The sequence below is a fragment of the Streptomyces sp. NPDC050704 genome (assembly GCF_040654355.1).
Taxonomy (GTDB): domain Bacteria; phylum Actinomycetota; class Actinomycetes; order Streptomycetales; family Streptomycetaceae; genus Streptomyces.
On sequence record NZ_JBFAHW010000029.1, the window covers coordinates 97745 to 111636 of the forward strand.

Annotated in this window: 14 protein-coding genes; 5 read left to right on the plus strand and 9 right to left on the minus strand. The window is 69.7% G+C overall.

Annotated features, from left to right (window positions below):
- The first annotated feature begins 113 nt into the window (after positions 1-113).
- Positions 114-671, plus strand: coding sequence for a glycoside hydrolase family 25 protein (locus AB0I18_RS19165; RefSeq protein ID WP_363106685.1), 558 nt, complete (start codon positions 114-116; stop codon positions 669-671).
- Between the two features lie 5 nt (positions 672-676).
- Here AB0I18_RS19165 and AB0I18_RS19170 read toward each other — a convergent pair whose 3' ends face one another.
- Complete coding sequence (locus AB0I18_RS19170; RefSeq protein WP_363106686.1) at positions 677-1120, minus strand: endonuclease domain-containing protein; 444 nt, start codon at positions 1118-1120, stop codon at positions 677-679.
- 548 nt (positions 1121-1668) lie between these two features.
- Between AB0I18_RS19170 and AB0I18_RS19175 the strand changes: the two genes are divergently transcribed.
- A complete protein-coding gene (locus tag AB0I18_RS19175; protein WP_363106687.1) occupies positions 1669-2211 on the plus strand; it encodes an MOSC domain-containing protein in 543 nt (180 codons plus the stop codon).
- Between the two features lie 27 nt (positions 2212-2238).
- On the opposite strand, the gene AB0I18_RS19180 is transcribed toward AB0I18_RS19175, so the two are convergent.
- Together AB0I18_RS19180 and AB0I18_RS19185 are read right to left on the minus strand one after the other, a co-directional pair.
- A complete protein-coding gene (locus AB0I18_RS19180) occupies positions 2239-2898 on the minus strand; it encodes an NAD(P)-binding domain-containing protein (protein ID WP_363106688.1) in 660 nt (219 codons plus the stop codon).
- Positions 2899-3010: 112 nt separating this feature from the next.
- Complete coding sequence (locus tag AB0I18_RS19185) at positions 3011-4012, minus strand: zinc-dependent alcohol dehydrogenase family protein (RefSeq protein ID WP_363106689.1); 1002 nt, start codon at positions 4010-4012, stop codon at positions 3011-3013.
- 102 nt (positions 4013-4114) lie between these two features.
- On the opposite strand from AB0I18_RS19185, the gene AB0I18_RS19190 reads away from it, so the two are divergent.
- Positions 4115-5041, plus strand: a complete 927-nt coding sequence (locus AB0I18_RS19190) for an AraC family transcriptional regulator (protein ID WP_363106690.1) — start codon at positions 4115-4117, stop codon at positions 5039-5041.
- A gap of 83 nt (positions 5042-5124) precedes the next feature.
- Here AB0I18_RS19190 and AB0I18_RS19195 read toward each other — a convergent pair whose 3' ends face one another.
- The gene (locus AB0I18_RS19195) at positions 5125-5337 is read right to left on the minus strand and encodes an EF-hand domain-containing protein (RefSeq protein ID WP_363106691.1); all 213 of its coding nucleotides are present in this window, start codon (positions 5335-5337) and stop codon (positions 5125-5127) included.
- Positions 5338-5474: 137 nt separating this feature from the next.
- Between AB0I18_RS19195 and AB0I18_RS19200 the strand changes: the two genes are divergently transcribed.
- The gene (locus AB0I18_RS19200; RefSeq protein WP_363106692.1) at positions 5475-6113 is read left to right on the plus strand and encodes a GNAT family N-acetyltransferase; all 639 of its coding nucleotides are present in this window, start codon (positions 5475-5477) and stop codon (positions 6111-6113) included.
- A gap of 53 nt (positions 6114-6166) precedes the next feature.
- Here AB0I18_RS19200 and AB0I18_RS19205 read toward each other — a convergent pair whose 3' ends face one another.
- The 5 genes from AB0I18_RS19205 to AB0I18_RS19225 form a co-directional block, all read right to left on the minus strand.
- Positions 6167-6799 (minus strand): ADP-ribosyltransferase, encoded by a 633-nt coding sequence (locus AB0I18_RS19205; RefSeq protein ID WP_363106693.1) that lies wholly within the window; start codon positions 6797-6799, stop codon positions 6167-6169.
- A 162-nt stretch (positions 6800-6961) separates the two neighbouring features.
- Positions 6962-7543: an ATP-binding protein gene (locus tag AB0I18_RS19210; RefSeq protein WP_363106694.1), complete on the minus strand. Its 582-nt coding sequence runs from the start codon at positions 7541-7543 to the stop codon at positions 6962-6964.
- Positions 7544-7807: 264 nt separating this feature from the next.
- Complete coding sequence (locus tag AB0I18_RS19215; RefSeq protein ID WP_363106695.1) at positions 7808-8575, minus strand: enoyl-CoA hydratase-related protein; 768 nt, start codon at positions 8573-8575, stop codon at positions 7808-7810.
- Between the two features lie 167 nt (positions 8576-8742).
- Entirely contained in the window at positions 8743-9987 is a 1245-nt protein-coding gene (locus tag AB0I18_RS19220; protein ID WP_363106696.1) for an Ig-like domain-containing protein, read from the minus strand.
- 182 nt (positions 9988-10169) lie between these two features.
- Positions 10170-11402 carry an Ig-like domain-containing protein gene (locus AB0I18_RS19225; protein WP_363106697.1) on the minus strand — a complete coding sequence of 411 codons (1233 nt, stop codon included), beginning with the start codon at positions 11400-11402 and terminating at the stop codon, positions 10170-10172.
- A 152-nt stretch (positions 11403-11554) separates the two neighbouring features.
- Here AB0I18_RS19225 and glgX point away from each other — a divergent pair, with 152 nt between their 5' ends.
- Positions 11555-13810 carry a glycogen debranching protein GlgX gene (gene glgX / locus AB0I18_RS19230; protein WP_363106698.1) on the plus strand — a complete coding sequence of 752 codons (2256 nt, stop codon included), beginning with the start codon at positions 11555-11557 and terminating at the stop codon, positions 13808-13810.
- Positions 13811-13892: the final 82 nt, after the last annotated feature.

Here is a 13892-nt window from a genome sequence, read left to right on the forward strand (position 1 = left end):
TAAGGGAATAACAAAGGTAGTTGACCCCTCATCAGCCCCACCGGTGTACTGGTGCGACGACGCGCGTCTCTCCCCATCTCCCCCACGCACACTCACCGCACGGAGGCACCCCCATGCTGCGCGGCATCGACGTAAGCGGCTACCAGTCGTCCTCGTACAACACCGACGGTCTGTCCTTCGTCTTCGTCAAGGCGACGGAAGGCCGCAGTTACGTCAACCCGAAGCTGAGCGCACAGGCGAAGAGAGCCCGTGACGCCGGCTGCGTGGTCGGCTTCTACCACTTCCTCTGGCCGGGCAACCTCACGGCCCAGGCCGAGTACTTCGTCGGCAAGGCCCCGGAGAAGGCGGGCGACATCCTGGCCGTCGACTGGGAGACGACCAGCGACGGCACACACGCCAGTAACGCCGAGAAGGACCGCTTCATCCGCAAGGTGAAGGAACTGCGGCCGAACCATCGGGTGATCTTGTATGCGAACAGGAACTACTGGTTGAACGTCGACGACACCTCATACGCGGGTGACGGCCTCTGGATCGCCGACTACGTCACGGCAGGCAAGCCCCGAATCAAGGCGAAGTGGCGCTTCCATCAATACACCGACGACCCCCTGGACAAGAACGTGGCCGACTTCTCCAGCAAGGAAGCGCTGCGCGATTGGGCCAAGGGGGCCTGACACGTTTACTGTCCCGGCGAAACCGGTTCCGCCCGGAGCCGCATCGCAGGCGGATCCGTGAGGTAGTTGTTCAGCAACTCGAAGGTACGAAGCTCGGGCGGGAGAGCTTCGTACCACGCAAGGCCATGCAGGTTGCAGTTATTGCAGACGAGGCCTCGCACGCAGTCACCGCAACTGCCCGGGCCAGGGCAACAGGAGTGGTTGTGATCAATGTCCATGGCCCTGCCGCCCACGTGAGCGCTTCCGCACACGGCACAACGGCCCTGCTGGAATTCCATGAGTAGGTCGACGAATTCCCTGGTCACCTTGTAGTTGCCGAGGCGGACGCGCTCGGCATTGCACGGCTTGCAGTACGGTCGCGGCGCACCCGACGCGTTGAGGATCGAATACTCCGACAGCGGCTTTCCCTCACCGCATCCCAAACATTCGACGATTCCGCGCTCGATCATCTCGCGGAAGGCGCCGTTTCCCCTCTTCTTCCGCAGAAGTGAGAGCGGCTACCCCTTGACGCTCTGCTGGTAATGACCGGTACAGAGCCTCCGGGCAGAAACCGCTCTGTCGCATCCGTCGAACTCACAAATACGGCCCTCGGCGACTGCACGCTCAACGTTGATCGGAGCTATTCCTCTGCCCCTCCGATGCTGCGCGTAGTGGGTTCGGCACAGCCCCTTCGTCAGCGGGTACCGGTCTGATGACCGGTCACAGGTCCATCCCTCCCGCCCGCTTCGCACACTCTCATTCAATCCCCCTGGCCGAATAGCGCGGTTGATATAGCATCCGATCAACGAGGACGCCGAACATACGTAACGCTCTCGCACACCAGAATCATCAATCCCGAAAGCCTCGCCCAGGACGCACCAGACCGGCGCGCTACTCGCCCCGGTGACCGTCGCCTGTTCGTCGGCGCAGGGGCCGCGATCGATCCCGATAGCGGCCTCCCCTTAGGGTCTGGCCTGCGGGTCGGCAGCAGCCGTGCCCAAGAGGGGAGCTTCACAGCATGGGCGGGACAGTCGCTGCGGTCAGCAGCAACGGGGAGTATTCGTTCACCAAGCCGAACCGGGCGAGCATCACGCTGCTCGCCGGGCTCGGGGTGGAGGGGGATGTGCACGCGGGGGTGACCGTCAAGCACCGGTTCCGGATGCTGAAGGACCCGTCGCAGGTGAATCTGCGGCAGGTGCACTTGATACACGAGGAGTTGTTCGAGGAACTGCGCGGCGCCGGGTTCGCCGTCGCGGCCGGGGAGCTCGGGGAGAACGTCACCACCCGGGGGATCGACCTGCTGGGGCTGCCCGCGGGAGCGCTGCTTCGGATCGGGGACGAGGCCGTCGTCGAGGTGACCGGGCTGCGCAATCCCTGCGCTCAGATCGACGCCTTCCAGAAGGGGTTGCTGAAGGCGGTCGTCGGGCGGGGCCCGGACGGAATGGCCGACTTCAAGTCCGGGGTGATGAGCGTCGTGGTGACCGGTGGCGTGGTGCGGCCCGGGGACTCGGTCGAGATCGAGTTGCCTGACGGGCCGCACCGGCCGCTGGAGATCGTCTGAGCGGGGCAGGGCGGAAGACTGGACGGCTTACGCCCGGAAGTCCGCCGGCCGTTCCGGTGACGCCTCCGCCAGGGCCTTCGTCACCGCGTCGACGCCCTCCTGGAAGCCGTAGACCGGGGTGCCGGGCTGCTGGCGCCAGGAGTCGTCGAGGGAGCCCGCGTCCACCGTGTCGAAGCCGAGTTCGTCGATGAGGTCGCGTACGCGCCGCTTGGCGGCCTCGTCGTCGCCGGCCACCGGGAGGGCCATGCGGTCGGGGGCGCCGGCCGGGCGGGGGCGGTCGAGGATGTCCTGGGCGTACGTGCCGTTGAAGGCCTTGATGACGGTGTGGCCGATCTGCCGGGCCGTCCAGCGGCTCTCCGTCACGCCCTCGTCCTCGATCGCGGCGATCCTGCCGTCGCGCTGCGGGTAGTAGTTGTTGGTGTCGATGACGGTGACCCCGTCCGCCGCCTCGTCCAGCAGCCCGGACGGCAGGTCGGGAACGGCCTTCACGGGAATCGTCACGACGACGAGCTCCGCGCCCCGCGCCGCCTCCTCGACCGTGACGGGCGTCGCTCCGGTCTCCTCGGCCAGTGCGGTCAGGGTGTGCGGACCGCGGGAGTTCGCGACGGAGACGTCATGCCCGAGGGCGGTGAGCCGCCGGGTGAGGTTGCCGCCGATGTTGCCCGCGCCGATGATGCCGATCTTCATGACTCGCTTGCCCTTCCGGAGGCCTGTGCTGCCGATGTGGCTCACCAACCTCCGGACGGGACGGGCTATTCCGGACGTTCACCCATAAGGCCTCTCTCGACGCCGAAAGGAGTCAGATCCGGACCACGATCTTCCCGGTGTGACGGTTGCTCTCCATCAGGCGGTGGGCGTCCAGGATGCGGTCGAGGCCGTCGAAGACCTCGCCGATCAACGGCCGGAAACCGCCGTCGCGCAGGCCGGCGTTCAGGAAGGCCGTGGACCGGCGTCGGCCACCGGGTGTGGTGGTGAGGGCGAAGTTCGCGTACGTGTGGAGGGTGAGGGGCCAGTTCCAGGGGATCTCGGCGGGGCGCCGGTCGAGCCAGCCGTACACGACGACCGCACCGCCCTCCGCGAGCGCGTCGCCGAGCGGGCGGAAGCCGGGCCCGCCGATCGCGTCGAAGATCACCTCGACACCGCGGCCGCCGGTCAGCCGGCGGGCCTCCTTGGCCACGTCCTCCGCGCCCGCTCCGCCCGACACGATCACGTGTTCGGCGCCGAGGTCGAGGAGCGCCCGCCTCTTCGCCTCGGTGCGGGTCGTGGCGAGCGGGATCGCACCTATACGGCGGGCGACCTGGATCGCCGCGGTGCCCACGCCGCTGGACGCGCCGGTGACCAGCACATGGTCGCCGGGCTTCAGACCGGCCGTCTCCAGCAGCCCGCCGTACGCGGTCGTGTACGTCAGCCAGGCCGCGGCCCCGGTGACCGCGTCCACCGAGTCGGGGCGCCGCACGACGGCGGTCTCGGGCAGCACGACCCGCTCGGCGTACACGCCCTGCGCGCCCATCTCGATGCCGGGGCCGGTCATCACGAGGTCCCCGACGGCGAGTTCGGTGACGCCCTCGCCGACGGCCTCGACGACACCGGAGGCCTCGTAGCCGAGCCGGGAGGCGGGCAGGGACGGCTGGTAGTAGTAAGTCCCCGCGCGGAACAGGGCTTCGGCGCGGTTGAGCCCCAACGCCTCGACACGGAGGAGGACTTCACCTGCGCCGGGTGCGGACACCTCGACGTCCTCGATCTTCAGGACGTCCGGGCCGCCGAGTTCGTGAAAGAGCACGGTACGTGCGGTAGTTGGCATACCCACGACGCTAGGAGCGGGTGCCGAGACGATCCATGGCCCTCACGCTCGATTTCCTGTCAGATCGTCTCACTCCGCGCGAGGCCGCCTACAGTCGAGGACATGGACGTACTGAGCGACGCCGTCGCCGCGATGCGCACCGGGCGGCCGCACTCCTCCCGCCAGGACCTGTACGCGCCCTGGGGACTGCGGTTCGCGGCCTCCTCGGGTGCCGGGTTCCATGTGGTGCTGCAGGGTTCGGCGTGGCTGCTGCCGTCGGAGGGTGCGCCGGTGGCGGTCGGCCCGGGAGACGTGGTGTTCCTGGCGCACGGGTGCGGGCACGGACTGGCCAGTGATCCCGGCGTACCACTGCGGGAGGTCCGGCCGCGGGAGGACGGCACCTGGCCCGAACCGACGCCTGCGACAGGGCAGTTGGGCGAGGTTCCGGACACCGTGCTGCTGTGCGGCGCGTACCACCTGGACCGGGCCCGGGCGCATCCCCTGCTCTCCGAGCTCCCGGAGGTGGTCCACCTGCCCACCCGGATCGGCGCACATCGCTCGCTGCGCGCGGCCGTCGAACTCCTCGGCGCCGAGTTGGAGGACCCGCAGCCCGGCTCGGACACGATCGTCACGTCCCTCCTGGACACGCTCCTGCTCTACATGCTGCGTGCCTGGTGGCAGCGCGAGCAGCACGGTTCCGGCCACCCCACGGGCTGGTCCGCGGCGCTCACCGACCCGGCCGTGACGGCGGCCCTGCACGCGATCCACGAGGCCCCGTCCCACCCTTGGACGGTCGAGCAACTCGCCGGCCGTGCCGGCCTCTCCCGCGCGACCTTCGCCCGCCGCTTCACCTCGCTGGTGGGCGAACCCCCGCTGACGTACCTGACGTGGTGGCGCATGACGACGGCGGGCCGCCTCCTGCGCGGCGGCGACGTCCCCCTCCGTCTGATAGCCCAACGCACCGGCTACACCTCCGAGTTCGCCTTCGCCAAGGCCTTCAAGAGGGAGTACGGGGTGGCGCCGGGGCAGTACCGGAGGCGGGCGTCCTAGACATCCTCGAAGCCGGACATGGCGAAGGGGCGCCCGGTACCACCGGACACCCCTTCCGCCCGCCTCACTGGTTCAGGCTCGACTCACTTGTTCAGGTGGGACCAGAACTCGTCGAACGAGAGCAGCTTGTCACCGTCGAGGTCCTGCGCCGCGATCACGGCCTCGGCCACCGATTCGGTGACGTTCCAGTCCCCGCCCTGGGCGAGCGCGGTCTTGAACTCCGCGGCGGTGATGTGTCCGTCCCCGTCCACGTCGATCCGCTCGAACGCCTTGCGTGCTTCCTCGATGTCCGCCACCGGGTCCCGCCCCTTCTGATGTGCAGTACTGACTGGGGTCAGATTAACCGCCTGGCCGGGCGCGGAGTGCGGCGGCTTGCGTTCCCGACGCCCGGTGGGTGGAGACTCAAGCGAGTGAGCCGAGAGGGGACATCCACATGCAGAGGGCTCTGGGGGACATTCTCGACGCGGCGGCCCGGGGGGTCTTCCCGCCGCCGGACGGCGGTACCACCGTCGTGCCGCAGGACGGTCATCGTGACGCGGGGGTCATCGCGTTCACCGCGCACTCCGTCGTCTTCACGGACGAGGAGGAGGGGTGGGTGCGCGAGACGCTGGCCCGGATCGACTGCGATCCCCTCGCGGCGACCATGAACCCGCGGTTCCTGACGGCGTTCATGGAGCGTACGGGGCGTACGACGGACACGATCGACCTGCTGACGGTTGCCGCGCCGCTGGCCGGGCCGCCGCCGGTCGACCTGGCGGAACTCGACGATCCCGACCATCCCCGGGTCGTCCGGGCCCGCAAGCGGCGCGACGACGTGCGGGTGTGGGCCGCGGACGGGGGCGTACTCGTCATGGGGCGCGGGGTCGCCGGACGACTGGAGGCCGCGATCGAGGTGGCCGAGGGGGTACGGCACCGGGGGCTGGGCCGGGCGCTGGCCTCGGCGGCGCGGCATCTGAGCGGGGGCGAACCCGTCTGGGCCCAGCAGGCCGCCGGGAACGCCCGCAGCGTACGGGTGTTCCAGGCGGCCGGGTTCCGCCCGGTCGGGGCGGAGGCACTGCTCGCCGCCCGGTGAGGCCACCGCCCGCCGCAGCGGGCGGCCGGTACCAGGCTCGGACAGGGCCGGTGTCAGTGCCAGGGCTCGTAGTGCGGGTTGCTCTCGCAGTCGCTCATGATCTCGGTCTTGGTCTTCTTGTCGACCGGGCAGACGCCGATGATGTACTGCCGCGCGATACCGCCGGGGAAGGCGACCTCGACCTGGTCGGCCCACCGGTGGGTGTCGCCGATGGTCTTGTTGACGTCCACGCCGCCGGGGGCGTCGATGTAGTAGTTGTAGCCGCTCTTCCACCACGTCTTGTAGAGGTCGTGGTCGTAGCTCGTGGAGACGTACGGCGAGGGCTGGTTGACGAGGACGTACTGCTCGATGTCGTACTGGCCGTCGATGACGTCCCGCGGGAGGAAGCCCTGCTCGAAGACGGTCGCGGGGCCGCGGCCGTCGCTGCGGTAGAGCGTGCCGCAGGTCTTGCGCCAGACCGGCTCGGGCGTGATGCGGTCGACGTCGACGCGGTGGTCGGCGGCGGCGTGGACGGGGTCGGCGAACTGGGGACAGGCGGGCGCGGCGGCGGCCCTGGCGAACGGTGCCGCGACAGCCGGTGACGCGACGGCCGGTGACGCGGGGACCGTCGCGGCGGACGTCGCGAGGACGGCCGAGAGGGACAGGACGACAGCAGCGGCCCGCCGCCGCAAGCGAGTTGTGATCATGAGGAGCACGATCTCGGCTCGGCGGGGGCGGGTTGTGGATCATCACTCGTTCGGCGGCGAGTCGCGCCTGTCGGGGACGCCGACGTCAACGGCCGTTGCCCCAACGGAAGATGCCAGGCTCTTCCCGGCTTGGTACGGCCCTTGCCGCGGAGCGCCCACCGGCTAACGGTCGGCGACGCGCATCTCGAACCAGGTCGTCTTGCCGCGGGGCAACAGGTCAACGCCCCAGCGGTCGGAGAGTTTGTCGACGAGGAAGAGGCCACGGCCGCTGATGTCCATTTCCTGGACGGGCATCAGACAGGGCAGGCCCCGGGAGGGATCGCGGACCTCGATACGGATCCAGCCCCGCCGGCGCCGCATACGGAGTCCGAAGACGCGGGCACCCGTGTGCCGCACGGCGTTGCCGACGAGCTCCGAGACCAGTAACACGGCGTCCTCGGTCATCTTCGGCGAGAGCCCCCAGTGGCGCAGGACCACCACCTGGGCGAGCCGCCGAGCGGTGGCCGCCGACTCGGGCCGGGACGGCAGCGGCACTTCCGCCTCCGTCGGGTTGCCGAACAACTCCAGCGCCTTGAGCGCGTGTTCGTCCTCGACCGCAGGCGACCAGCGCGCCGCGGTCGCACTCCCGTGCCGCCGCGGCTGTTCGATACCCTCCAGCCCCGCCATGCCCCCATCATGGCCGCCCAAAGGCCCTTCCGGGGGCGTTCCGAAGGAATACGCCCCCCGGAACCTCTCATTCCACATGGACCGTCTGGCATATACCGAAGGCAATGCAGCCTCCCTCGCAACCCACCTGGCCTGCGAGAACTGCCTACTCGACGGCAATCGCCCGGGCCCCTCGCCAAGCCGACCCCAAGGTCGCCTTGAGGCTCGGATAAACCGCTCCTTCGAGGGATACGGGTAAGACATCGCGTCAACTGCAAGTGGATCAGCGGAACTTGCGGAGTGACTTCAGCGTCACCGGCAGGCGGCCGAGGAGGGTACGCGGAGGACCGCCGCAGGGCACCGTCAGAGGAACTTCGCCTTGCCCGGGCCCTCGTCCACGAAGCTCCGCATCCCGCGCTCCCGGTCCTCCGTCGCGAACAGACCGGCGAACCAGTTGCGTTCGATGGCGAGCCCCGTCTCGATGTCCGTCTCAAGACCTGCGTCGATCGACTCCTTGGCCGCGCGCAGCGCGAGCGCCGGCCCCTGCGCGAGCTTCGCGGCCCACGTGTGCGCCTCGGTGTACACCTCGTCGACCGGTACGACCCGGTCCACCAGGCCGAGCGACAGCGCCTCGTCGGCCCTGACCATGCGGCCGGTGAAGATGAGGTCCTTCGCCCTGGAGGGGCCGATGAGGCGGGACAGGCGCTGGGTGCCGCCCGCGCCGGGGATCAGGCCGAGCAGGATCTCCGGCTGCCCGAGCTTCGCGTTGTCCGCGGCGATCCGGAAGTCGGCGCACAGCGCCAGCTCGCAGCCCCCGCCGAGCGCGTAGCCGGTGACCGCGGCGACGACCGGCTTGGGGATGCGGGTCACGGCGGTGAAGGAGTCCTGCAGGGCCCGGGAGCGTACGACCATCGCCGTATGGTCCATGGCCTGCATCTCCTTGATGTCCGCGCCCGCCGCGAACACCTTCTCGCCGCCGTAGAGGATCACCGCGCGCACGTCCTCGCGGCGCGTCGCCTCCTCGGCGAGCTCCTTGAGGCGGTCCTGCGTGGCCACGTCCAGCGCGTTCATGGGCGGGCGGTCGAGGCGGATCGTGCCCACACCTTCGGCGACTTCGAGATGCACAGTCATGCTGGCACCGTACCGGGGGGTCTGGGGGGTCGTCCCCCGGGGCAGACGCAGCACGGTGACTAACGACAACGGGCCCGGTGTGCTCGGTCACAGCGGCGAAAAGCCGTGACCGAGCACACCGGGCCCGTACGCGCAGAAGCAGAAGGACGCCGAAGGATGCCGAAGGGCTACGCCTTCCACTTCTCCCAGGACATGTTCCAGCCGTTGAGCCCGTTGTCGGGCGCGACGGTCGCGTCGTTGGAGTTCTTCACGATCACCACGTCGCCGACGATCGAGCGGTCGAAGAACCACGCGGCCGGCGCACCGCGGTCGCCGCCGCCTCGCTGGTCCCGCAGGCCGATGCAGCCGTGGCTGGCGTTGTAGTTGCCGAAGGCGTCGCCGCCCCAGTAGTTGCCGTGGATGAACGTGCCGGAGGTGGTCAGGCGCATCGCGTCCGGCACGTCCTTGATGTCGTACTCGCCGCCGTAGCCGACCGTCTCGCCGTTCATGCGGGTCACCCTGAGGCGCTCGCTGATGACCATCTGGCCGTTCCAGGTCTCGTAACCCGGCTTGCCCGTCGTGACCGGGATGGTCTTGAGTACCTTGCCGTCCCGCTTGACCGTCATCTTCTTGGTCTTGACGTCGACGGTGGAGACCTGGCTGCGGCCGATCGTGAACTTCACCGTCTTGACCTGCTCGCCGTAGACGCCGGGCCTGCCCTCGACGCCGTCGAGGTTGAGGCTGACGGTGACCTTCGTGCCGGCCTTCCAGTACTTCTCGGGACGGAAGTCGAGGCGGTCGTTGCCGAACCAGTGGCCCTCGACGTCGACCGCCGGCTCGGTCTTGATGTCGATCGCCTTCTCGACGTCCTCGGGCTTCGTGATGCCCCGGGTGAAGTTGATCGAGAAGGGCATCCCGACGCCGACCTTGGAACCGTCCTCGGGCGTGAAGATGCCGACGAACGTGTTCTTCGGGGTCAGCGTGGTGAACGCGGACTCCTCGGCGGCCTCGCGGCCCTCGGAGTCCTTGGCCACCGCGTGGACCTTGTACTTGGTGGCCGCGGCGAGGTGGGTGGACGGCGTCCAGGTGTCACCGCCCGATATCTTGCCGTCGACCTCGTTGCCCTTGGTGTCCTCGACGGTGATCTCGCTCAGGATGCCCTTGGCCACCGTCACCTTGAGCGCGCCGCTGGTCTTGACGTCGTCGGCGCCGTCCTTCGGGGCGATGCTCACGACGGCCTGCGACACCTTGGTGTCCGCCTGGTCGGAGTCCTTGCCCTTCCCCTTGCCGGACCCGGAACCCGAGTCCGAATCCCCGCCCCCGCCGCAGGCGGTCACGACGAGCAGCAGCACGCCCAGCAGAAGTGCCAGGACCCCCTTGCCGCCCCGTGTCCGCGCGCCAACCGACGCCCCCGATATCGGTCGCCCGTTCAAGTTCTCTCTCCCCTCGCACGGCCTTCTTCAGGCCCGCACTCCCATGCGCATCCCCCGCGCGTATCGCGTTAATTAATCACACCACCAGGGGCGATGACCTCCCGGGACTGTCACTGTTCGGTCCCAACCTCCCTCGTCCATGGTGCTGTCCGCACCCGCCGCGTGCGTACCCCTATGTCGGACTACTTCAGTGCGGAGCCCGCTTTCCAGGGCTTCCAGCCCATGTTCCACCCGCCGAGCCCGTTGTCAGGAGCGACCTTTTTGTCATTGCTGCGCACGACTTCGACGACGTCGCCGATGAGGCTGCGGTCGAAGAACCAGCCCGCCGGGGTCGCGGAACTGCCGCCCTTCACATCGCGCAGGCCCACACAGCCGTGGCTGACATTCGCCGTGCCGAACACGCCCCGCGCCCAGTAGTTGCCGTGCAGGAAGGTTCCGGAGGTGGTGAGCCGCAGCGCGTGCGGGACGTCCGGGATGTCGTACTCGCCCTTGCCGTCGGCGTCCGTGAAGCCGACCGTGGCGCCGTTCATCCGGGTCACTTCGAGCATCTCGGTGACCACCATCTTCCCGTTGTACGTGGTGCTGTCGGGCGCGCCCGCGGTGATCGGCACGGTGGCGAGGAGTGTGCCGTCGCGGCGTACCTCCATGGTGTGGGCGGCGGCGTCGACGAGGCTGACCTGGCTACGGCCGACCGTGAAGGAGAAGCTCTTCTGCTGGAGCCCGTACACGCCGGGCGCCGCCTCGACGTCCCGCAGCCGCAGGCCGACGGTGACCTTCGTGCCCGGCTTCCAGTACTTCTCGGGCCGGAAGTCGAGGCGGCCCTTGCCGAACCAGTGCGGGGCGATCTCCACCTTCGGTGTGGACGTCACCTCGATCGCGCGCTCGACCGCCGCCCGGTTCTCGATCGCGCGGTTGAACTCCAGCGAGACGATCATGCCGGTGCCGACCGTGGAGCGGTGCTCCGGCGTGACGTATCCGATGAACCGCTCGTCGGGGACGTACGTCGTGAACGTCGCGTGCCGTGCCACCCGCCGGCCGTGTCCGTCCAGCGCGACCGCATCGACCGAGTACTTGGCGGCCAGCGCGAGTTTCGGCTCGTCGGGCCGCCAGGTCATGCCGTCCCGGCCGATCCGGCCCGGCACCGGGGACTCCTGCGCGTCCTGGGACCTGACGACCTTCACCGACTCGAGGCGGCCGGCCCGCACCCGTACCCTGAGCCCCTCCTCGGGACGTACCGCCCTGCTGCCGTCGTCCGGCGAGACGCGGATCACGTCCTCGGCCGAGCGGGGCTTGCCGAGCATCTCGTCCACCCCGTGCGAGGTACATCCCGAGGCCCCGGCCAGCAGCCCTGTCCATGTCAGTACGACGGCCAGCGCGGCCCCTGCGCGCCGCGCGCGCGTCTTTGCGTGCATCACGTGGGCCCAACGACGTGCGCCCTGCTGGGGAAACGTGAGTGCGAGGCCGGCTCTGGGCAGAACAGTGGGGAGGACGACGTGAGGCGGAGGCGTGGCCGGGACGCTGTGCACTCTTCTCACGTTGCTTCAACCGAGCCGCAGGAGGCCGTCAGGTGTCGAGCGCAGCCGAGCAGGAGGCAGTGCGGGAGGGGCGCGCCCCGGGAAGCGGGCTGCCCGCGCAGCCCGCCCCGGTACTGAACGGCAAGGCGCGTACCGCGCCGGCCTTGCCCGTCTGGCCGGGTGCGCCCACCCCGCTCGGGGCGCGCTTCCGTACCGGGCCCGACGGTGTCGCGGGCACCAACTTCGCGCTGTGGGCGGGCGGGGCCGAGTCGGTCGAGCTCTGTCTCTTCGACGACGGGGGCGCCGAGACCCGGCTGCCGCTGGCCGAACTGACCCACGAGATCTGGCACGGCTTCGTGCCCGGAGTCCGGCCAGGGCAGCGGTACGGCTTCCGCGTGCACGGCCGCTGGGACCCCTGGACCGGCGCCCGCTGGAACCCGGCGAAGCTGCTCCTGGACCCGTACGCGCGCGCGGTGGACGGCGACTTCGGCCTGCCGCCCGAGGTGTACGGGCATGTACGGGACTGGCCCCAGCAGCAGGTCGCGGACACCGTGCGCGACGACCGGGACTCCGCGCCGTACGTCCCCAAGGGCGTCGTCGTCCACGATGACGACGACTGGTCGGACGACCGCCGCCCGAAGACCCCCTGGGCGGACTCGGTCATCTACGAGCTGCACGTACGGGGATTCACCAAGCTGCACCCCGGAATCCCGGAGGAACTGCGGGGCACCTACGCCGGGTTGGCGCATCCGGCCGCGATCGAGCATCTGACCTCGCTCGGTGTGACGGCCGTCGAGCTGCTGCCTGTGCACCAGTTCGCGCACGAGGACCACCTGCTGCGGCGCGGCATGAAGAACTACTGGGGCTACAACTCGATCGGCTACTTCGCGCCGCACGCCGGCTACGCGGCCGCCGGGACGACCGGGGAGCAGGTCGGCGAGTTCAAGCGCATGGTGCGCGCGCTGCACACCGCCGGGATCGAGGTCATCCTCGACGTGGTCTACAACCACACCGCGGAGGCGGGCGAGTTGGGCCCAATGCTGTCGCTGCGCGGCATCGACAACCGCGGCTACTACCGGCTGCAGGACGATGCCCGGCGGTACGCGGACTACACGGGCTGCGGGAACACCCTGCACGTGGTGCAGCCGCAGGTGCTGCGGCTGATCACGGACTCGCTGCGGTACTGGGTGACGGAGATGGGCGTGGACGGCTTCCGCTTCGACCTGGCGGCGGCGCTGGCGAGGTCGATGCACGACGTCGACATGCTGTCGCCCTTCCTGGCGGTGATCGCCCAGGACCCGGTGCTGCGGCGCGTGAAGCTGATCGCCGAGCCGTGGGACGTGGGGTCGGGCGGCTACCAGGTGGGCGCGTTCCCTCCCCTGTGGACGGAGTGGAACGACCGCTACCGCAACGCCGTACGGGACTTCTGGCGGGGCGCGCTGCCGGACGTACGGGACCTCGGGTACCGGCTGTCGGGGTCGAGCGACCTGTACGCGTGGGGCGGGCGGCGGCCGTACGCCTCGGTGAACTTCGTGACGGCCCACGACGGTTTCACCCTGCGGGACCTGGTGTCGTACGAGCGCAAGCACAACGAGGCCAACGGGGAGGGGAACCGGGACGGTACCGATGACAACCGGGCCTGGAACTGCGGGGCGGAGGGGGAGACGGAGGACGCGCGGGTACGGGGTCTGCGGCGCCGCCAGCTGCGCAATCTCCTCACGAGCCTGCTGCTGTCCACGGGCGTGCCGATGCTGGTCGCGGGTGACGAGTTCGGGCGGACCCAGCGGGGCAACAACAACGCGTACTGCCAGGACAACGAGATCAGCTGGATCGACTGGGGTCTGCTGGATGATCCCGGCTGGCGGGCCCTCTTCGATCTCACGTCCCGGCTGATCGCCCTCCGCCACGCCCATCCCGTGCTGCGGCGGCGGGCGTTCTTCTCCGGGCGGGCGCATTCCGTCGACGGGTTGCGGGACTTGGCGTGGTTCACGGAGCGGGGGGCGGAGATGACCGAGCGGGACTGGTACGCGCCGGCCGGCACCGTGGGGATGTATCTGTCCGGCCGTGACATCCCCGGGCGGGACGCTCGGGGTGTGCCGGTCGTCGACGACAGTTTCCTCGCCGTGCTGCATGCCGGGGACCGGCCCGTGAGCTTCGTCCTGCCCGGGCCGCCGTGGGCGGAGGGGTACGAGGTGGTGGTGGATACGTCGAGGGAGGAGCAGGGGGAGGCGCCGGGGGTGGTGCATCGGGCGGGGACGACGGTCACTGTGCCGGCTCGGGCCGTGCTGTTGCTGCGGGTGGTGGGGTAGGGCGTTTTTCGCCCCCGCCGCCCCTACCCGTCCCGTCCCCTGGGGCTCTGCCCCAGACCCCGTGGGGTGTGGTGTCGGGTGC